Here is a 20,338-nt window from a genome sequence, read left to right as displayed (position 1 = left end):
GATTCCATCAGGGCCCGCAGGGTATTTCTCTGCTCTAAGGCCGGATATAAAACTGCAGCTTTACCTATTTAATAAAACATAAAAAATATCTTGGCAAATGGAAGGTGTTCATATAAAACCCGCATGGGCACTGCGCGAGCGGGCCGGTATTAAAATTTTTAGTTAGCCGTTAATGAAAAAAGCCCCAGCAAAAACTGGGGCTTTTTGGTTAAACCGTTTTCAGGTTTTACTGCGCGGCAGGCTTGTTCATTTGATCCATGATCTGATCTATCGAGAAGCTCGCTGCCTTTTGGCTAGGCGGGAAGTCTTTGAAAGTCATGTAGAACTTCATCACTTCTGCTTGCGCTGGTACTAGCATGAAAGCGCGATCCAGCAGCCAGTCATAATAAGTGTTGGATGTGATATCGGCTCTTTCAAAAGGATCTAGGCGAAGATTGAAGATTTTCGGTACCCGCAATTTAGTGAACGGTTGTGCCCACACACGTAAGGTCCCTTTAGATTCTTGTTCTTCAAAAACGAATTTCCAGTTGTCATAACGCATGCCCACCATGGCACCATCATCATTGAAATAGAAGAACTCGTTACGCGCGCTCTTGTCGGATTTACCGGTCAGGTAATCGATTTGATTGTAGCCATCCAGATGTACTTTATAGCTCTTGCCGCCGACTGTCGTACCTTTGGCCAGATTTTCTTTGATCTTGTCATCGCCCGCCGCTGCTGCCAGCGTTGGCATCCAGTCCAGGCCTGAGAAGATACCGTTGGATACGGTGCCAGCTTTGATGTGACCAGGCCAGCGTATCATGGCAGGGACGCGATACGCACCTTCCCAGTTGGTGTTTTTCTCGGAGCGGAAAGGCGTCATACCGGCATCTGGCCATGAGTTCATATGCACACCGTTATCGGTGGCATAGATCACGATGGTGTTGTCCGCTAGACCCAGATCATCGATCTGTTTTAGCACGCGGCCTACACGTTTGTCGTGCTCTACCATGCCATCGGCATATTCACCTAACCATTTGCCTGCCTGCCCCTCGATTTCTGCACGGTTATGGGTACGGAAATGCATGCCGGTAGTGTTAACCCAAGTGAAGAAGGGCTTGCCGCTCTTGGCTTGGCGGGCGATAAAATCATTGGCGCCAGCGACGATTTCGTCATCCATGGTTTCCATGCGCTTCTTGGTCAGCGGGCCGGTGTTTTCTATCTTGCCGCCAGCGGTACATTTAAGTACGCCACGCGGGCCGTATTTTTTTCTAAACTCAGGATCTTTTGGGTAATCACGGTTTTCAGGTTCTTCTTCCGCATTCAGGTGATACAGATTACCGAAGAATTCATCAAAGCCATGTGCGCAAGGCAGATGTTCATCGCGGTCGCCGAGATGGTTTTTACCAAATTGGCCAGTGCTATAGCCCTTGGATTTTAAAACTTCGGCCAGCGTGATATCTTTGGCTTTCAGTCCCAGCTCAGCACCAGGCAAGCCGACCTTAGACAGACCGGTACGCACCACGGCTTGACCGGTAATGAAGGTAGAACGACCAGCGGTAGAGCTTTGTTCGGCGTAATAATCGGTAAAGCGCATGCCTTCTTTGGCTACGCGGTCGATATTCGGCGTTCTATAGCCCATCAAACCATCCGAATATGCCGAAATGTTGGAAATACCAATATCGTCACCCCAAATGACGACGATATTCGGTTGCGTTGCGGCCGTGGCGACCGTGGCTGACATCATCGTAGACAGTACGAGGCCGCCTAAGATATTTTTTTTCTTTGAAAATAACTTCATCTGATTTCTCCGGTGAGGTGAGTGAGGCATTTCTTTTTAGCCTGTTAAAAAAGCTAGAGTGATGCCAGAATAATTATAAAGGCATGTACAATTTATTAAGCATGAAGATTGCTGAGCTACATCAATAAAGCTGGTGTTTTTGAAGCTAATTTTGTTATATTGTGGACAAATAAGAACAGTTTTATCGATACTGTATGTCGTCTGCGTGTCTTCTGTATGACACGCGCTAAAAAACCATTTGTTTTTACCTCACTAACATTGGAAATGTTTACATGAACACAGCACCTGTTCTGCAATTGCCCGCACTGCCACAAGGTCAGGCGTATCGTTTCCATGCCATGATCAAACCTAGCGGGGCGGAATGTAATATCGATTGCGATTATTGCTTCTACCTGCACAAGACCGAGTTGCTCGATCACCAGCCGCATGCGCGTATGAGCGACGAAACGCTAGAGCAGCATATCCGCCAATACATAGAGGGCCAGACTGGCGACCATGTGGTTTTTTCTTGGCAGGGCGGCGAGCCTACTTTGATGGGCTTGGCGTTTTTTGAAAGAGTGGTGGAGCTGCAGGCCAAATACGCCAAACCGGGCCAAAAAATTGAAAACGATTTGCAAACCAATGGCATCGCGCTCGATGATGAATGGGTGGCGTTTTTAAAGCAGCATAACTTTATGGTCGGCCTCTCGGTGGATGGCCCGGCCGCACTGCATAACACTTACCGCAAGACACGCAACGGTAAAGACACCTTTGATTTTGTATTGGCTGCCGCAAAAAAATTGGTGGCTGCCGAAGTCCCTTTTGCGGCGCTGTGCGTGGTGAACCGGACCAATGCCCGCCACCCGAAAGAGGTGTACCGTTTTCTGGCAGATGAGATCGGCACCTGGCGCATACAGTTCACCCCGGCGGTGGAGCCACGTGTGTTTAAACAGGCAGCACCGGGCAAACTTGATCGCAGCGACGCCCCCAAGCAAGACAGCTCACGCGCCCGCCCTGGTCACCCTTTGTCGGTGGTGACTGACTGGTCGGTTGATCCTGATGATTATGGTAGTTTTTTGTCGGCGGTATGGGACGAATGGCTGGCTACCGATTTTGGCCGCATCCACGTCAATTTGTTCGAGACCGCAGTGGCGCAAGCGGCCGGTATGCCAGCGCAAACCTGCACCCAGAGCGAATTCTGCGGCAAGGGTGTGGTGGTAGAGCACGATGGCGATGTGTTCTCTTGCGACCATTTTGTCTATCCTGAATATAAGATCGGTAACGTCAATGAGTCCCATCTGGGCGATCTGGCGTTTTCTGCCGTGCAGGAAAAATTCGGCATGGATAAGCGCAACACTCTGCCTAAGCAATGTGGCGACTGCGACTATCTGAAACTGTGCTGGGGCGAGTGCCCGAAGAACCGTCTGATACGCAGCAAAGACGGCGAGCCTGGCTTAAATTATCTGTGCTCTGGCCTGTATGCGTTTTACAAACATATCGACCCTGACATGGTGAAGATTTTACGTAAATTGAATTTGCTGTAGCCGCTCAAATATTCAATGCAATTGCAGTAAAAAAAGGGGAGATGAGGCTTGGCTTATCTCCCCTCTTTTTTATCCTGCCCAGTATTCGCTGATTATTTCGGCAAATATCCAGCTAGTTCAAAAACGATGACTGTAATTCACCGTCAAAAAGTACATTTTAGGTTTCTCATAGCCACCGCTAAATAGCTCGCTCGGTACTTTTGAACTCTCCATTGTGATGTATTCGAACGCGACACCGATGCTAGCTTTGTTAACTTGATTCGGTGCGTTCACCATCGCCGCGATCGGTAAAGTGACGGTCTTGCTGACAGTGATATCTGGCAAACCCGGAATCGGGTTGGGCAGATTGACCGTCAATTGGGCGCTGCTATCGATCTGAAAATGGTATTTGGTGGCACTGGTGTAGGCCAGACCCAGTGAGGCTGTACATCAGGCCGAGTTTGGCATGGCATTCCTCTTCATTAACGGAAAAAATGTAATCTAGAATATTTGCATATTGTTTTATTTTTTATCCAAATAGCTTGAGATAGATTAACAATAGCGAGGGCTTTTCCACCATATGTTGCTATCTCGCGGACAATCTTGCGTCTATTTTTTGGTGGCCGGGTAGATGGTTTTCCAGTCTTGCTTCATGTCGACTACGGTCCAGCCTTTGGCCAGTGCTTGGTCTAAACCCTGGTCCAGGCGACCTATGCTCGATTTTCTGTCATAGGCAAATTCGCGCTCGGCATCGGTATGGTGGAGGTAGAGTGCTAAGCGCGGCCCAGATCCGGCGACTGTCCATTGCAGCATTTGCAGATCGCCATCTGAATTGCCAAAGGCCGCGATAGGGCGGCGACCTATGTGTTTGGCAATCGCCACTGGTTTGCCCTCTTTGTCGTCGATGAAATCGACCTCTGGAAGTTTCACCAATACCGGCCCGTTAGTGCGCATTTCAAATTTGAGCTTACCGCTGCTACCGATCACCTGTTCTGGCGGGATGCCGTAGACCTTTTCTGTCCAGGGCCGCATGAACTCGATACCGCCACCAGAGACGATGTAGGTTTTAAAGCCATTGGCCCGCAAGTAGCTAAGCAACTCCAGCATGGGTTGATACACCATTTCGGTGTAAGGGCGTTGGCTGATAGGATGTCGGGCCGTCTCTATCCATGTCTTGACCAGGCTCTCGAATTCTTCATTCGTCATGCCCGCATGCGTCGCCATGACCATCTGTAGCAAAGCACGCTCGCCGCCAGCCAGCGCCGATTTCAGGTCGCCTTTCAAAACCGAAGCAAACGGCTCCTGGGTTTGCCATTCGGGGTGTTGCGGTGCCAGTGTCTTGATGCGATCAAACACAAAGAAGGCTTGAAAATACATGGGTTGCTCAGCCCATAAGGTACCGTCGTTATCGAAGGTGGCAATCCTTTCGGCAGGGGCGACAAAGCCAGCAGTGCCAGGCTTGGTCACCGTTGCCACGAAATCGACGATGGATTGTTTGGCTTTACCTTCATTCCATGAGGGCAGTGCATCGGTGTTTTGGGCGGCCGCCAGTGCTGAAAAACTGAGCATCAACACTAAGCTAGTTAATTTTTGTATGCGGTGTTTCATGTTCATTTACCCCTTTAATGGTTGAGCTTTGCGCTACCGATGAGGGCGTGCGCGCGTTAAGTTAAGGCCAGTAAATCGCTTGATCGTTGGATGATTAATAATTTTACATGAACATGTCTTCACATTGATACATTGATGGCGCGTTTCACCTTGTCGCTCGCGCATATCCCATGCGGGTTTGCGGGCAGGCAGGCAGGTAAGCCGCATGCGCACTGCGTGAGCGGGCAGGGTGGCTGGAAAGCCGTATGGAATATGCGCGCTGGCTGCTTGCTGCTTAATCGTACCTAAACATGCCTAAACTATACGTGCTGCACACCGGGCTGTTAGACTGGCAAACTTCTATCTTTCATCCGGTCTTTTCTATGTCTGCTTTTGATGATATCCGTCTTACCACTAGCCGCCTCACTTTGCGCCCTTTGCTGGATGAGGACGCCAGCGCCCTTTTTGCGATTTACTCCGATCCGCGCATCATGCAGTTCTGGAGTTCGCCGGCCTGGACCAGTATCGTCAGCGCCGAGGAAAAAATCAATCGCAACCGTGCCGGTATGGCGGCTGGAACCAGTATCGGTTTTGGTATCTTTCGCAGTGAAGATAATCAGCTGCTCGGCACTTGCGATCTGTTTCATCTGGATCAGCAATGCCGGCGCGGCGAAGTCGGTTATGGTCTGGCGTTTGAGGCCTGGGGCCAGGGCTATATGCAGGAAACCATGCAGGTCTTGCTGGCGTATGGCTTTAAAGATTTAGCCTTGAATCGTATCGAGGCCGATATCGATCCCGGCAATCTGGCTTCGGCCAAAGTGTTGACACGCATGGGTTTTGCGCTAGAAGGTTTATTGCGTGAACGCTGGATAGTCGGTGGCATAAAATCTGATTCTGCCATGTATGGTTTGCTGGCGAGTGAATGGCAGGCCAGAGTTTAATCCGTAGTGTCGTCCGTGTCGCCAGCCTTGCTGCGTAAGCTGAGCGGCGCAGGGCTTGCGACTAATCCAGGGGCTGCGTAGTTGACACGGTTGCGACCAGTTTGTTTGGCTTGATACAGGGCTTGGTCGGCCGCCAGGTATAAGTTATCTAGTGTCGTGGATTGCCCGGCTTGCAAGCCACTGACGCCAAAACTGGCGCGTAGCGGGACTAATTTTTCTCCCACTTGAAAATTTTCTAGCACTATCAATTTGCGCAATTTTTCTGCCACCGCGCAGGCATCTGTTTGCGCGGTTTCTGGTAAAAATATAATAAATTCTTCGCCACCCAGGCGTGCCACCACATCGGTTTCTCGCACGCTGATGTTAAGCAGGTGAGCGATTTTTTTCAACACCACGTCGCCTTGCGGGTGGCCGTAGTTATCGTTGATGGATTTGAAATGGTCGAGATCAACGATGATGATATGGGTCGGGCTAGGGAAACGGCGTGCCCGGGCTAATTCCATCTCGGCCAGGCGCATGAATTCGCGCCGGTTGTACAGCTCGGTGAGCGGATCATGTGTGGCCAGAAACTCCAACTCAATTTGTTTGCGTGCCAGTGCCCGGTGTGCGTGCAGGATTTCGCGTTTCAATATGATGGACTCACGATACTGACGCCAGACGATGATGGACACTACCGTACACATGAGCAAGACATTGCGGCCGTTGCCGCGCAATCTAAACAAAATTTCGGGCACCTCTTGATAGCTGGCGATGCTGAAAAAATAGAGCAGATAGGCCAGCGCGAACAGCACGATATTTTTGCTTGGGGTCATCAGTGACAACATGCTTACCAGCAGGCATATCAATACAAACGAGGTAATGTCAGTGGCAAGCATTTGATCCACGACCGCTAAGCGGATCGCAAACAGCAGATAGCTGACGCAAATCAGTATTTGCAATAGGCTCGCGTAGATTTTGTAGACCGCGGCTAGGGCGGCCCGACGATAAATAAGATGACTGAGCGCGCCTAGTGCGAGATTGCACAAGACCATCACACTGTGGATCTGGATGATGGCTATCGTATGCGGTGCAAGAAAGCCTGCCTCTACGTCCCAACCAAACAGCCAGAAGGCCAAAATATAGACGACATTGATGAGTAGTAATAAAGGGGAGATATTGCGAAAGCGGCGCAAGGTCTCCAGCGTCGCTTCGGCCTGTACCACTTTATTTTGTCTTCGTGTTCTGCGTCGCCAGTGTTTGGCAGTATCAAGATAGCTGGGCATGGTCAGCCTTTGCTTGGGTTTGGCCTGCGTAAGTCCCAATAGTGACAGTAAATGTCAAAAAAACAAAGTATCTTTCACCAGAAGCCGTTCCGGCTAACTGCCTCACATCGTTTTGCAAAAAAAAAAGGCGATTCTCAGACTCGCCCCTTAGCCATGTGATTGGCCTGCTTAGCCGAGTTCGGCTTCGCGTTTTAGACGGCGTGGGATTTCCCAATCGAGTTCCCAGTCACGTTTTTTCTCCAATGCATCGACGTGGCTGCGTTTTTTTCCGGCGACAAACTTGCCCGACAACAGATGATCTGGTTGCTTGGGGGCCGACACCATACCTAGCTTTTCCCAGCGTGAGCGGCGCAAGCTGGTGGCGGCCAGAATGCCGTAGTCGTCACCGCAACTAATGCCTTTTTCAGCCACCACAGACTCGCCAGCCTTGATGTATTTGGCGGCAAAAATGCTGCCCTTGGTGGCGATCCAGCGACCACAGTGGATTTCGCCGTTTAAGCTGCTGATTTCTTCGCTGGCGCGTAAATAACCCCAGCAACTGATGTCGCCAAGGCTATGTAGCGCGCCGCAGTCGAGATTGCCTTCGCTAGTCACGGTCGCGGCAAACAGGCTGCCGGCTACCGTGATATCGGTTTCGCTGAACATTTCGCCCTTGCAATTGCAGTCGCCTGCCACTTCTATCTCGCTCGCTGTCAGATGGCCGCCCAGGTATTGCACTTCTACTACATCAAATACGCCATCGAGTTGCACATCGCCGTGGCAATCGAGGACATCGCAGGCCAGATAGCCGAGCGCCTGAATATCACCATAGCCGCCGAACACTTCTTGATGGCTATTGCGTTGCAAAATCGCCGGATGGACCAGTTTATCCATGTAGGGGCTGCCGTCTTTGGCCGGCTTGGCTTGATCGAGTTCCAGCATGCGTGCCATCCAGTCGGCGCTGCAGCCGGTCTTGAGTAAAAACTCGACCTCGATATCGCCACCGCAATCCAAGGCCTGGCCTACATACAGAGATTGCACCTGGATATTCCCGGTGACTGTCAGCTTACCCAGACAAAATACTTCTTCTGCCTGCAGATCGCCGTCTACCAGCAAATCGCCACCGACTAGCATCTGAGTGGTAATCTGCACATCGCCAAGGATATGCACATCACCGTTGCTGGCAAATTGTTTGCGCTTGAGTTGTTTGGCTTGTACCGGTTCTGGGGGGCTGGCTAGAGTAGGCATGATGGCTTTCTGGGTGGGTGGTTGCGACAAGTGACTTGTTGTTTGCGCTGGAATTTCTGATACTCTTAGGACTAAAATTGAGTGCGCGTATCGCGGCATTATCCAAGATAATCGGCTCGCTGTCGAAGGAGTTACGTACTTTTGCTAGTATTTCGGCAAAGCGCGAAAATAATTTCTAGAATTGCATACAAAGAATACTGATATTTTTCTTCGTTTTCGGTGCAGAATACGTTATCTTGCAGTTCTAGACAGTTTGTCATCCCGCCATCAAATAGAGAGCGCAGCTATGAGCGATGCAGCTACAGCAGTCAATACCGCGGCAGTCGATAATCCCGACTTGATGTTCAAAGGTTTAGGCCATGTGGTACGCGCCTTGTACGATGCCCTGACCACGGTGGGAGCCGACGGTATTGTCGCTGAGGCCAGCAATGAGTTCCCTTCTGCTCGTGAGCGACTGCACCATGTGGCTACTTTGACAGAAAACGCGGCCAACACGGTCTTGGGAAAAGTCGAAGAAACCTTGCCGATACAAAAGAAAATTTCAGACGGTGCGGCCGAGATGGAGCGCCTGTGGAATGCACAAGAGTTAGAAAGTCTGAGTAAGGAAGAATTACTCGCGCTTGGCAGGAAAACCAAAGAATTCATCAGCTTCACGCATAACAGTGGCGATCTGATGCAGCAAGTTTTGTCTGACATCATGATGGCGCAGGATTTTCAGGATCTGACCGGGCAGTTGATCAAAAAAGTGGTGTCGCTACTGGCGCGCACCGAAACCGATCTGCTACAACTTTTGGTCAGCGGTGCACCGGCCGGCATGATCAGCTCGATCAAGCAAGAAGAAATGCTGGCTGGGCCAGGTGCGGTGGGTGGTGTCTTGATGGATCAAGAGAATGTTGATGATCTGTTGGCAGATTTGGGTTTCTGATATTGCACCGAGAATTGTATCGAAAATTACAGCGAAAATTACACTAAGTAGGCTGCTACTAATTTGCTTACCAAAAAGCCCGTTGCTAGAGTAACGGGCTTTTTTATTTTAACGCTAGCCCGACCTCAGTCCACCCCAGGCGATTTACTACTCGCCGCAAAAGCTATAAATTCGAAGCTTGTTTCTTGTCCTTGCTCAATAGGACACTGCGCTTAGTTCTTGATCGCAAGCTTCCTTCTACAATATAATAACAATCATTCTCATTTGTATTTGAATGACATTCAATGATGTTGACCAAAACTTGGCGCATCACAACGGAAATTATTATGCGTTTCATCAAAGTATTGGCGGAGTTAACGACTGCCCGGCCCCCCTTGTCGCAAAAATCCTCGCTGCTATTGAGCGCCGTCTTGAGCGTAATGCTCAGCGCCTGCGGTGGCGGCTCCAGCGCTCCCGCCACGCCCGGTGCGATTGTGACGCCGCCAGCCGAGGAGCAGCTCAGCGCGCCGGCCGCCCTGGGTGAAAAAATCTTTAAGGATGTCAGCCTTTCCGCTTCAGGCAAAATGTCTTGCGCGACTTGTCATAATCCGGCCAATGCGCATGCCCCAACAAATAATCTGAGTGTGCAATTGGGCGGCGCGAATCTTGATGTGCCGGGCTTTCGCGCGGTGCCTTCTTTACGTTACTTAAATCTGACGCCCGGTTTTGCATTCGCCGCGGATGGCACGCCTACCGGCGGCTTTACCCATGATGGCCGCGCCCAAACTCTGGCGATTCAGGCCGAACGCCCATTTTTAGCTCCGCATGAGATGGCCAATCTTGACAGGGCTGACGTGGTCGCTAAATTGCGCCGCACCGGGTATGCCCTGGAGTTTCAAAAAGTTTTTGGTGCTGCGATTTTTGATAATGCCGATAGCGCCTTCGATAGGGTGCAGTTCTCTTTGCAGCAATACCAGAAAGAGGACCCGGAATTTCATCCTTACGATTCTAAATACGACCAATTTTTAGCCGGCAAAGCCATGCTCGATGCGGCCGAATTACGCGGTCTGGCCTTGTTCAATAACCCCACTAAGGGTAATTGCATAGGCTGCCACGCCAGTGCTAAAGGGAGTGACGGTTCCTCGCCTTTATTCACCGATTTTACTTACGATAATCTGGGCGTGCCGCGGAATTTTGCGATTCCTGCGACTGCCGATCCGGCCTATTTTGACCTAGGTCTGTGCGGCCCGGATCGGACTGATTTGACGACCCGCACTGAGCTCTGCGGTGCCTTTAAAGTGCCGACCTTGCGCAATGTCGCAACCCGCAAAGTGTTTTTTCACAACGGCCGTTTCACTAGTTTGAAGGATGCGGTGAGTTTTTATGTGCGGCGCGACACTAATCCTGAAGAATGGTATCCGACTGCCAGCGACGGCAGCGTCAGCAAGTTCAATGACTTGCCTTTGGCCTACGCTAAGAATGTGAATACCACTGAAGTGCCGTACAACCGCCAGCCAGGCATGGCGGCCGCATTAAGCCCGGCAGAAGTCGAGGACGTGGTGAAGTTTCTCGGCACCCTGAACGACGGCTACAAAAATTAAATCTCTACACATATATCTTTTAGCTTAGGCGAACCATCATCATGAAAAAAACTCTCTTAGCACAAGCGCTGTGCGCCTCTTTTTTAAGTACTTCTTTGGTCTTACCTGCGTTTGCGGGTGAGGCTGAGTTATTGCAAAAAATCGAAAAACTGGCCGCTGAATTAGAATCCATCAAGGCCGAACTGGCAGCAAATCGTCAGCAAACCGCCAAAGTCGAGCAAAAACAAGAGGTGTTGGCGAGCACCGTTGCCAGCAACAATGCAGCATCGGCAAACGCAATACCCGCGCAGGCTGCAGCGGCTACCATCATCAGTAGTTACGGCGAGATCGCTTACACGCGTCCACGCGAGGCGAGTAATCAGGCTCAGACCGATGTAGCGCGCGCCGTGATTGGTATCAGCCATCGTTTCGATAGCAAAACCAAGATGGTCGCTGAGTTTGAGTGGGAACATGCGATCGCGTCTAAAGACGACAATGGCGAAGTCGAAGTCGAACAATTGTATGTAGAACGTGAATTTGAGAATGGTTTGCGCGCCAAGGCCGGTCTGTTCCTGATGCCGGTAGGTTTGCTCAACACCAGCCACGAACCAACCGCGTATTTTGGCGTACAGCGCAATTTTGTCGAAACCTCTATCATCCCGACGACCTGGCGCGAAGCCGGTTTTGGGGTATCCGGTAATTACGACAACGGGCTCAGCTGGGATGCAGGTCTGACCACAGGTTTTGATCTGAGCAAATGGAATGCCGCCGAAGCGGAAGGCAAAGAGTCACCGCTAGGCAGTATTCACCAGGAAGGACAATTGGCAAAATCGCGTGATCTGAGCGTACATGGGGCCTTAAACTGGCGCGGCATTCCTGGCTTATTGCTGGGCGCTTCCGTGTTTAGCGGCAAGGCTGGACACGGCACGACAGATTTTGCTGGCAACGATGCCCGCGTTACGCTGTGGGATGCGCATGCGCGTTACACGCCGGGCAACTGGGACCTGTCGGCGCTGTATGCGCGTGGCACGATTAGCAATACCGAAGCACTGAATCTGACTTTTGTCGGTCAGGCGAGCCCAGTGCCTTCTGCTTTTTACGGCTGGTATCTGCAGGGCGCCTACAAGCTTTGGAGCAATACCGATTACAGCCTCACGCCATTTATGCGCTACGAAGAATTTAACACCGCCGCCAGTTATAGCGCGGTACCGCAAGGTCTGGGCGTAGCCGCTAGCGATGCCGAGAAAGTCACTACCTTGGGTGCCAGTTTCAGAGTCGGTGAAGGCGTAGTCTTGAAAGCCGATTTCCAGAAATTTAAACGCGATAGCGGCATGGACAGATTTAATCTTGGCGTCGGTTACTCGTTCTAATCCTGGCTATGAAACACTATTCGACGACCACTGTTGCGATGCTGGCGCTGGCCAGCAGCAGCGCTTTCGCGACCCAGTATTTAAGCGTAGAGCAGGCCCAGCAAGTAATTTTTGCTGAGGCCAATGCATTTAAGGCCAGTACTTTGCAACTGACGCTAGAGCAAATGCATCAGGTTGAAAAGTTGGCGGGCTTGCCTGCGCGTTCGGTGGCCTGGCGTGTGATTGCGGCCTACAAAGACGAAAAACTTTTGGGTTACATCGTGCTCGATGATGTGATCGGAAAATTCGAGTTAATCTCTTATGCGGTCGGCTTGCAGCCGGACGCCAGCGTGCGTCAGGTAGAGATTTTGACTTACAGAGAAAGCCACGGTATAGAAATAAAAAATGCTAACTGGCGCAAGCAGTTTGTCGGCAAGAGCGCCGGTGCTGGTCTGAGCGTGGGCGATGGCATCGCCAATATCAGCGGTGCCACCTTGTCGTGTAGCCATGTGACGGATGGGGTGCGGCGTATTGCAGCGATTGCCCAGGTGGCGCTAAAAAAATGAAACGGCGAGCGCAACCCTGGCTGGGTACGCTGGTAGAAATCAGCATAGACGATGACTTAACTGAGGCTGCCTTAAACCGCGCTTTTCAGGCGGCGTTTTCGGTACTAGCTCAGATCCATATGTTGATGAGTTTTCAGTATCAAGACAGCGATGTTACCCATATCAATGATGCGCCAGTCGGCGCGCGTCTGACTATCCATCCGCATACCTATCAGGTGATTAAGGCAGCGCTGCGAGTAGCCGAAGTCAGCCAGGGTTTGTTTGATATCCGGGTCGCGGGAAATTTAGTCGCCTGGGATTATCTGCCGCGCCGGCTCGATAGTCAGACCGCGCTGGCGTATCAGGCGAATCAGCAAGCCTGGCGCTTACTGGCGAATAATCAGTTAGAAAAACTGCGGCAAGATTTGCTGGACTTAGGCGGGATCGCGAAAGGCTATGCGGTCGATCAGGCGATACTCGCCTTGCAGCAAGCCGGTGTGCAAAACGCCTGCGTCAATGCCGGCGGCGATCTGCGCGTGATCGGTGACGAAGCGATACAGATAGGGATACGCGATCCGCATGCACCGACAAAAATGATCAAGAACATCGCGCTGAAAAATCAAGCGATGGCGACTTCTGGCAGTTATTTTTCGGCCCGTATGCACGCTGAGCAACAGGTCAGTGCCTTAGTGCATGGCTGGACCGGCGCGCCTTTGATCACTGTCGGCAGCGTCAGTGTGCGTGCTCCGCATTGCGTCTGGGCTGATGCCTTGACCAAGGTGGTGGCGGCCAGTGGTGACCCGCAACATCCAAGTTTGGCCTATTTTGGCGCCGATGCTTTTATAATTGCGGCTTCATCTTGATTTTGCCGGAAGAGTTCGCCCATGCGTCACGCTAAACCTAGCCTGCATCATCCCTCGCATCAGATCGCGGCGCATCGTCAGCATTTTCGACTGGAGCGCTGGCATCGCTGGGCGCTGTATGCAGTGCTGAGCGGTTTGACCGTCTCCGGCGGCGTGTGGCTGATCGCGCGCTATTTTTTACGCCAAGTGAGCGAGTTTGGCGAGAGTCTGCATCCCTGGGAACATCCCGCCATACAAGTGCATGGTGCGCTGGCCATGCTATGCCTGTTTTTGCTCGGTGCCTTGCTGCAATTACATATGCGGCGTGCCCATAGAGCGCATCGCAATCGCAACACCGGTTGGAGCATGATTGCGCTCTTTGCCAGCTTAAGTGTGAGCGGCTATGCCCTGTATTATCTGGCCTCGGAACAGAGCCGGCTCTGGTGGTCGGGCGCGCATAGTGTGCTTGGTCTGGCCTTGCCACTGCTGCTCACTTTGCATATCTTGATGGGGCGCAAGACTAGACACAATTTTTAAGTACTAAGCTTGCCAGTGCCGGCCGCAGCACCGCATCATGGCGTATCCTCCCCGACCTTTGAGCCACACGTGCGAGCTTTGTCTGATTCTGCTGCTAGCGCCAGTATATCCACCGCCACACTGGTACGACCTTGGCTGGCACGCTTGCATCCTGGTCTTTTCAGTATTCCCTTAGGCTTACTCGCTTTATCTGGCAGTTGGCAACGACTGACCAGCTTAGGCTGGGGCAGTGCCGCCCTCATCGCTTACTGCCTGTTATGCCTGGGTCTGAGTATTTTGGTGCTGCTGTTGCTATTGTCGCTGGCTAAATTGTGTCTGCATTTGGAGGTGTTCCGGCAAGAGTTCAAACATCCGGTACAGGGCGCCTTGCTGGCGCTCATGCCGGTCACTTGTCTGTTAGCGGTAGTACTGCTGCGTCCTAGCCATCCGGATTGGCAATTCGCGGTGAATCTGGTGGTGTTGCTATGTTTGTTATTCCAGGCGCTGATTGCCTGGCAAATCGTGGCGCAACTGGCGACTGGCCAGATGCCTGGCGAATTACTCAGTCCTGTCCTGTATCTGCCTATCGTGCCGGGTGGTTTCGTCGGTGCCATGGCCTTGTATGCCATAGACTTACCCGGTTTTGCCATGTTACTCATGGGGATGGGGCTAGGCGGCTGGGCTCTGCTCGAAATGCGCATCTTAAATCGCCTGTTTGCCGGCCCTTTGCCTATAGGTTTACGCCCGACTCTGGGGATAGAAATCGCGCCCGCCGCGGTCGGTACTCTGGCCGTCGCGACGCTCTGGCCAGCGCTGTCGGCAGATTTTATTTTGATTGGACTGGGCATTGCCAGTGGCCCGCTGTTTGCGGTCTTGACGCGCTGGCGCTGGTGGACTCAGACCCCGTTTTCATTCAGCTTCTGGTCGTTTTCGTTTCCGGTGGCGGCGCTTGCTTCCAGTATCACCGAAGCCGTGCGGCGCGGTGGCTGGCCGTCTGAAGTGGCGGCGGGAGCGGTCTTGCTAGCCAGCGCCTTAGTGCTATTTTTAGCGCTACGCACCCTGAGCTTGTTGTTACAGGGGCGTTTGCTCGCGCAGCATTAAACTTTGCTGCGCGCGCTTTAGGACAAAGGCCCGTTCAATCTACCGTATTCAGCCATTTCGCGTATCAGGCGCACGGTGTCGATATCGGCTTCCTGATAGGCCGAGCGGCGATACTCGTTGTAGACCTCGTTGGCCAGATCTTCGGCCGCGCTGTGGCCGTCATCGTAGGCAAAGCGCACGAACAGCGCCTCTGGTGTCGGCTCTTCTATGCTCATCCGCAGCGAGGATTGCGGTATATCTTTTTGTTCAGCGACCGCGTAATGCACATGTTCCAGATGCACCAGATTGACGGTATCGACGATGATCAATTCGCCATAACGCAGACTGCGCGCCATGCTCACTTCGGTGCGCTCAGTCACGTTGGCTTCATCGATATAAGTCACAAACAGTTGCGGCGATTCGGCCCTTAGCACCAGGCCACGCCATAGTTGCTCACGAGTAATCACCTCGGTCAGCGGGTTGTGTAGTTCATTGATTTCTACTAAGTGTTCAAATTTCATAGCCGGTTTCCTTGTTCAATCTGGTTAGTTTACTCTGCTTAGCCTAGCGCGGAAATACAAAATCCACCCAGGCATACCGCCAGCGCGCATATTCCATGCGGGTTTCCAGCCTGCCCAGGCTGCAAGGCGCATGGAATATGCGCAAGCGGGCAGGTCGATTTTGGAAATCATTGACCCGAATATTGCGTGCCAGTCTGAGCCCGCAAGCGGCTCTTGTTATTGGTAAAGTCCTTGATTTTATTGATCATTTTCAATTTAGTCGTCATACTGCACGACCTCCGGAAATTTGCTTTGGAGACGGTCAAACTAAGTATTTTTTCTGAGTAAAGGCGTTTTTACATGAGCACTGCGCGCTTGAGTTTTTCTATCGCTCGCCATGCCGCTTGGGCGCCAGGGGTAGAGAGTGCATCAGCCTGGCTAGCATGGGCGCAAACACCGCATCCGTTTGCCGCGCAAGGCGAGCCTAAGCTGGCAGCGATGCCGCCTATGTTGCGTAGGCGTGCCGGTTTTTTAGGCAAGATGGCGCTGGAAGTGGCGTATCAGTGCAGCGATGGGCGGCGCGATCTGCCTACAGTATTTTGTTCGCGCCATGGCGAGGTGGCGCGTGCGGTGGCATTAATCAGCGATTTAGTGCGCGGCGAACCACTGTCGCCGACTGGTTTTGGTCTGGCAGTGCATAACGCCAGTGCCGGTCTATTTTCGATTGCGCGAGCCGATCAGGCCAATCATCTGGCGCTGGCGGCAGGTGCCAGTAGTGTCGAACATGCGGTGATTGAGGCCTGCAGTCTGCTGGCAGACGGCAATCCGGAAGTCTTGCTGGTGGTCTATGATGATCATTTGCCATCAGTATTCTCAGAATTCGAGGATTGTCAGGAGCAGTCGCATGCCTGGGCTTGGTTGATGGTACCCGCCGCAGAGCAGCCCTTGCATCTGGAGTGGCGTGCTGGCAGCACCGGCCTTGAGTTGGCAAAGCAGTCGCTGCCTGCTAGTTTGGCGCTACTGCAATTTCAGTTAAGTGGTGCATCCCGGCTAGAGCGCGAGGTCGATGGACGACACTGGTGCTGGAGCCGGGATGCTTAATCGCCTGCAATTTTATTGGCGGGTGGTAGCCACCGGTCTATGTTTTGTCAGCTTTGGGATAGGTGGCTTATTGTTAGGGGTGCTGGTATTTCCCTTGATTCATATGATGATAAGGCAACGGCAATCGCGCATGCGTTGCGCTCGCACCGTATTACGCGTTACTTTTCGTGCCTTCATTGGTATGATGCATGCCCTTGGCGTATTACGCTATGAAATCATCGGCCTCGAAAAGCTGGAACGGCAAGGCTTGCTGATACTCGCAAATCATCCTACTCTGATAGACACCGTGTTCTTAATGGCGTTTGTGAAGCGTGCCGATTGTATCGTCAAAGCTGGCTTGTGGAACAATCCCTTCATGCGCGGCCCGGTGCGGGCGGCTGGCTATATCAATAACGATCAGGGCCAGCAGCTGGTGGCTGATTGTATTGGTTCCTTGCAGGACGGAAATAATCTTATCGTTTTTCCGGAAGGCACGCGCACTGCAAAAGATGCTGTGATCTGTATGAAGCGCGGTGCTGCCAATATTGCAGTACGTGGGGCGCGCAATATCACACCGGTCTTGATCACTTGTGCGCCGGTAACGCTGGGCAAGGGCGAGAAATGGTGGCAGATACCACCGCATAGAGCGCAGTTTCGGATAGAAGTGCTGGAAGATATAGAAATCGCTGGGTTTATCGCCGGCGCTGCCAGCGAAGTCATGGCAGCGCGTCACTTAAGCGATTATTTACAAAAATTTTTTACTCAGGAATACCAACGTCATGCTTGAACAAGAAGTGAAACAATTGATTATCGATGCGCTGCAATTGGAAGATATGAGCGTCGCCGATATTGACAGCGATGCAGCCTTGTTCGTCGAAGGCTTGGGTTTGGATTCTATCGATGCGCTGGAGCTGGGTGTGGCGCTGCAAAAACGTTATGGTATTTCGCTGTCTGCCGATTCGGAAGATACGCGCCGCCATTTCTCCTCAGTGCGTGCGCTGACGGCATTGATAGAAACTAGCAGAAAGAAATAAGAGGACCGTGTCATGGTAGTGGTAAGCGCAATGAGTAGAGAAGAGCTGTTTGTTTGGGTGGTGGATTTGCTGGCTGAAATGTTTGAGCTGGACAAGACCGGTATGACGCCAGAATCTAACCTATATGCCGATCTCGATATCGACAGCATCGATGCGGTCGATCTGGCAGTAAAACTAAAACAAACCACCGGCAAACGTCTGCAACCGGAAGTGTTTAAGACCATACGCACGATCGGCGATGTGGTGGATGCCTTAAGCAGCTTGGCACCGGAGTAAACGCCATCAAACGCACCTTACTGAGCGTGATGATGAGCGTGTTGACGGTAGTCATCACGCTCGTCTATCCGCTGGCGATCTGGTTTGGACATGGACAAGTGCAGCCACGTTGGCTGGCACTGGTGTTATTGTTGGCGGTGGCGACGCGCTTGCCGACTTTGGCGATCAGCCGGGTGGCACGTTGGTCGGTGATGGGAGCCATGCTACTGGTGGTGGCGGCGGTTTGGAGTAATGCCATTTTGCCGCTGAAACTTTATCCGGTCCTCGTCAATGCCGCCTTGTTAGCCGCATTTGGCTATAGTTTGATGGCACCGCCTTCTATGGTGGAGCGTCTGGCGCGCTTGCGCGAGCCCGATTTACCTTTGGTGGCGGTAGGATATACGCGTCGTGTGACCCAGGTCTGGTGCGGATTTTTTATCGTCAACGGCGCGCTTGCATTCGGCACTGCCTTATGGGCATCCGAAGCGGTCTGGTCGTTGTACACAGGTGTGATTTCCTATCTGTTGATGGGTGCTCTGTTCGGGATAGAATTTTTGGTGCGCCTGCGTTTTAAGCGACTACATCATGTCTGATAAGCTGCTCAATCTGGTGCAAGTAATTGCGGCGCGGCCGTCCAGCTTGGTGTTGGGCTGGCGCCATCAGCAAGCGGTCCAGACTGCGGATTTTCTGGCCAGCGTAGCGCGTTGGCGCAGCTTGTTAAGCGAACATAGCGGGCAAAATTTTGCCCTGTATCTGGAAGATAGTCTGGAATTTGGCGCAGCTTTACTGGGCGGCTGGCATGCCGGTAAAACCCTGTGGCTTAGTGCCGATACCCTGAGTAGTAGTTGCGCCGCTCTGGCCTTGCAGGTCGATGCTTTTTTGGGCGAGTTCCCGTCTGAATATGCGCCAAGCAAACCCACTGCAGATGTGCGTTTTGATGCCTCTGCGTATCCTGCCTTAGCGCCCGATTTTAAGGCCTTAGTGGTACATACCTCAGGTAGCACCGGCGTGGCGCAAGCATGCCCCAAACGCATGTCGCAGTTAGCCAGTGAAGTGGCGACACTTGAAACCTTGTTCGGTACAGCTTTGGGAGCATGTGAGATTGTCGCTACCGTCTCGCATCAACATATTTACGGTTTATTGTTCAAGTTGTTATGGCCACTTTCCACCGGCCGTGCGATACACGCACAGAGTCAAAATTTCCCGGAAGCGCTGCTAGCGCTGCTGGGGCAGGCACCGTGCGCCCTGATCTCCAGTCCGGCACATCTGAAACGCCTGCCCTCGCATCTGAATTGGTCGGCGGCGCAGCAGAATCTGCGCGCGGTATTTTCATCCGGCGGACCACTGTCCTTGCAAGCAGCGCAGCATAGCGCGGCATTACTGGGCCAGACTCCGTGCGAGGTATATGGCAGCTCGGAAACCGGCGGCATAGCCTGGCGCCAGCGTGATCTGCAATTGACTAGTGAGGAGGTCGCCTGGCAGACTTTGCCAGGTGTAAGCTGGCGCTTGGATACGGCAGAAAATCTATTGGAAGTGCGTTCCCCCCACTTGGCCGATGATGCCTGGTTGCGTTTGACTGACCATGCTCAAACTTGCGACGGGCAACATTTTTTGCTGTTGGGGCGCAGTGACCGTATTGTCAAGATAGAAGAGAAAAGAGTTTCTCTGGATGCTATCGAAGCTCTGTTGCTGAGCAGCCCGCTGGTGCTAGAAGTGCGTTTGATGGCGGACTCGCTCAATGGATCGCAGCGTCAGGGATTGATCGCTTTTGTGGTCTTGTCGGAGGCCGGTAAGGCCAGCTTGGCGCAGCATGGAAAGTTGGCCGTCAACCGCTGTTTGTTGGCAAGTTTGAGCGGCGCAGTTGAGGCGGTTGCCTTACCGCGCCGTTGGCGTTATCTGCAGCAAATGCCACTCAATGCACAGGGCAAAACCACGCAGGCGGTATTGTTGGAGTCGCTATCGTCTGATCCTGCGCTGGCTATCGCTGCGGATACCAGGCCACGCCTGCCGCGCTTGAAATTGCTAGAACGCGAAGCAAATCGGCTGGCGTTGGAAGTGATTGCACCAGCGGATTTATTGTATTTTGATGGACATTTCTCGCAGATGGCGATTTTGCCCGGTGTGGTGCAACTAGACTGGGCGATTCACTATGGATGCGAATATTTCGCGCTGGCAGCAGGTTTTGAGGCGGTGCATGCCCTGAAGTTTCAACAGGTGATACGTGCCGAAATGCCGGTCACCTTGGAATTGATTTTTGATGCGCAAAAAAACAGTCTGAATTTTCGATATTTTTCTGCGGCACATGCGCATTCCAGCGGACGCATCCTGTTTCGCGCCGCAGAGCCAATATAAGT

Annotated in this window: 21 protein-coding genes; 15 read left to right on the top strand and 6 right to left on the bottom strand. The window is 52.3% G+C overall.

The window, feature by feature from the left end; all coding sequences use genetic code 11:
* Positions 1-226: 226 nt before the first annotated feature.
* Entirely contained in the window at positions 227-1,726 is a 1,500-nt protein-coding gene (locus ACO0K8_RS20935; RefSeq protein ID WP_422948597.1) for an arylsulfatase, read from the bottom strand.
* Positions 1,727-2,052: 326 nt separating this feature from the next.
* Here ACO0K8_RS20935 and ACO0K8_RS20930 point away from each other — a divergent pair, with 326 nt between their 5' ends.
* Entirely contained in the window at positions 2,053-3,303 is a 1,251-nt protein-coding gene (locus ACO0K8_RS20930; protein ID WP_422948594.1) for an anaerobic sulfatase maturase, read from the top strand.
* Between the two features lie 117 nt (positions 3,304-3,420).
* Here ACO0K8_RS20930 and ACO0K8_RS20925 read toward each other — a convergent pair whose 3' ends face one another.
* Complete coding sequence (locus tag ACO0K8_RS20925; protein ID WP_422948593.1) at positions 3,421-3,660, bottom strand: hypothetical protein; 240 nt, start codon at positions 3,658-3,660, stop codon at positions 3,421-3,423.
* A gap of 231 nt (positions 3,661-3,891) precedes the next feature.
* A complete protein-coding gene (locus tag ACO0K8_RS20920) occupies positions 3,892-4,896 on the bottom strand; it encodes an HAD family hydrolase (RefSeq protein ID WP_422948592.1) in 1,005 nt (334 codons plus the stop codon).
* A 284-nt stretch (positions 4,897-5,180) separates the two neighbouring features.
* Between ACO0K8_RS20920 and ACO0K8_RS20915 the strand changes: the two genes are divergently transcribed.
* On the top strand, positions 5,181-5,810 hold the full coding sequence (locus tag ACO0K8_RS20915) for a GNAT family N-acetyltransferase (RefSeq protein ID WP_422948591.1): 630 nt from the start codon (positions 5,181-5,183) through the stop codon (positions 5,808-5,810).
* Here ACO0K8_RS20915 and ACO0K8_RS20910 read toward each other — a convergent pair.
* Complete coding sequence (locus ACO0K8_RS20910) at positions 5,807-7,072, bottom strand: GGDEF domain-containing protein (RefSeq protein WP_422948590.1); 1,266 nt, start codon at positions 7,070-7,072, stop codon at positions 5,807-5,809. The two genes, ACO0K8_RS20915 and ACO0K8_RS20910, sit on opposite strands and share 4 nt — an antisense overlap.
* A 168-nt stretch (positions 7,073-7,240) precedes the next feature.
* Positions 7,241-8,299, bottom strand: a complete 1,059-nt coding sequence (locus ACO0K8_RS20905) for a hypothetical protein (protein ID WP_422948589.1) — start codon at positions 8,297-8,299, stop codon at positions 7,241-7,243.
* A gap of 286 nt (positions 8,300-8,585) precedes the next feature.
* Here ACO0K8_RS20905 and ACO0K8_RS20900 point away from each other — a divergent pair, with 286 nt between their 5' ends.
* The 7 genes from ACO0K8_RS20900 (at position 8,586) to ACO0K8_RS20870 (ending at position 15,136) form a co-directional block, all read left to right on the top strand.
* Positions 8,586-9,224: a protein phosphatase CheZ gene (locus ACO0K8_RS20900; protein WP_422948588.1), complete on the top strand. Its 639-nt coding sequence runs from the start codon at positions 8,586-8,588 to the stop codon at positions 9,222-9,224.
* A 326-nt stretch (positions 9,225-9,550) separates the two neighbouring features.
* Complete coding sequence (locus tag ACO0K8_RS20895) at positions 9,551-10,804, top strand: cytochrome-c peroxidase (RefSeq protein ID WP_422948587.1); 1,254 nt, start codon at positions 9,551-9,553, stop codon at positions 10,802-10,804.
* Between the two features lie 41 nt (positions 10,805-10,845).
* Positions 10,846-12,153 (top strand): hypothetical protein, encoded by a 1,308-nt coding sequence (locus ACO0K8_RS20890; RefSeq protein WP_422948586.1) that lies wholly within the window; start codon positions 10,846-10,848, stop codon positions 12,151-12,153.
* Between the two features lie 8 nt (positions 12,154-12,161).
* Complete coding sequence (locus tag ACO0K8_RS20885; protein ID WP_422948585.1) at positions 12,162-12,698, top strand: FMN-binding protein; 537 nt, start codon at positions 12,162-12,164, stop codon at positions 12,696-12,698.
* On the top strand, positions 12,695-13,540 hold the full coding sequence (locus ACO0K8_RS20880) for an FAD:protein FMN transferase (protein WP_422948584.1): 846 nt from the start codon (positions 12,695-12,697) through the stop codon (positions 13,538-13,540). Before ACO0K8_RS20885 ends, ACO0K8_RS20880 begins: the two co-directional genes overlap by 4 nt.
* Positions 13,541-13,561: 21 nt before the next feature.
* A complete protein-coding gene (locus ACO0K8_RS20875) occupies positions 13,562-14,056 on the top strand; it encodes a DUF4405 domain-containing protein (RefSeq protein ID WP_422948583.1) in 495 nt (164 codons plus the stop codon).
* Positions 14,057-14,071: 15 nt separating this feature from the next.
* Positions 14,072-15,136, top strand: a complete 1,065-nt coding sequence (locus ACO0K8_RS20870; protein WP_422948596.1) for a hypothetical protein — start codon at positions 14,072-14,074, stop codon at positions 15,134-15,136.
* 17 nt (positions 15,137-15,153) lie between these two features.
* Here the strand turns inward: ACO0K8_RS20870 and ACO0K8_RS20865 are convergent, their stop codons facing one another.
* Positions 15,154-15,636 carry an SRPBCC family protein gene (locus tag ACO0K8_RS20865; RefSeq protein WP_422948582.1) on the bottom strand — a complete coding sequence of 161 codons (483 nt, stop codon included), beginning with the start codon at positions 15,634-15,636 and terminating at the stop codon, positions 15,154-15,156.
* Positions 15,637-15,975: 339 nt separating this feature from the next.
* Here ACO0K8_RS20865 and ACO0K8_RS20860 point away from each other — a divergent pair, with 339 nt between their 5' ends.
* Genes ACO0K8_RS20860 through ACO0K8_RS20835 form a run of 6 tightly spaced genes read left to right on the top strand, consistent with a single transcriptional unit; the run spans position 15,976 to position 20,336 of the window.
* Entirely contained in the window at positions 15,976-16,716 is a 741-nt protein-coding gene (locus ACO0K8_RS20860; RefSeq protein ID WP_422948581.1) for a beta-ketoacyl synthase chain length factor, read from the top strand.
* Positions 16,709-17,482, top strand: coding sequence for a lysophospholipid acyltransferase family protein (locus tag ACO0K8_RS20855; RefSeq protein ID WP_422948580.1), 774 nt, complete (start codon positions 16,709-16,711; stop codon positions 17,480-17,482). The genes ACO0K8_RS20860 and ACO0K8_RS20855 overlap by 8 nt, the downstream gene beginning before the upstream one ends.
* A complete protein-coding gene (locus tag ACO0K8_RS20850; protein ID WP_422948579.1) occupies positions 17,475-17,729 on the top strand; it encodes a phosphopantetheine-binding protein in 255 nt (84 codons plus the stop codon). The genes ACO0K8_RS20855 and ACO0K8_RS20850 overlap by 8 nt, the downstream gene beginning before the upstream one ends.
* Before the next feature lie 30 nt (positions 17,730-17,759).
* Positions 17,760-18,005, top strand: coding sequence for an acyl carrier protein (locus tag ACO0K8_RS20845; protein WP_422948595.1), 246 nt, complete (start codon positions 17,760-17,762; stop codon positions 18,003-18,005).
* A 32-nt stretch (positions 18,006-18,037) separates the two neighbouring features.
* A complete protein-coding gene (locus tag ACO0K8_RS20840) occupies positions 18,038-18,577 on the top strand; it encodes a hypothetical protein (protein WP_422948578.1) in 540 nt (179 codons plus the stop codon).
* Positions 18,570-20,336, top strand: a complete 1,767-nt coding sequence (locus ACO0K8_RS20835; protein WP_422948577.1) for an AMP-binding protein — start codon at positions 18,570-18,572, stop codon at positions 20,334-20,336. Before ACO0K8_RS20840 ends, ACO0K8_RS20835 begins: the two co-directional genes overlap by 8 nt.
* Positions 20,337-20,338: the final 2 nt, after the last annotated feature.

The sequence above is a fragment of the Undibacterium sp. Ren11W genome (genome assembly GCF_049340485.1).
GTDB lineage: Bacteria > Pseudomonadota > Gammaproteobacteria > Burkholderiales > Burkholderiaceae_D > Undibacterium.
This window is presented reverse-complemented; position numbering and strand designations above follow the sequence as displayed.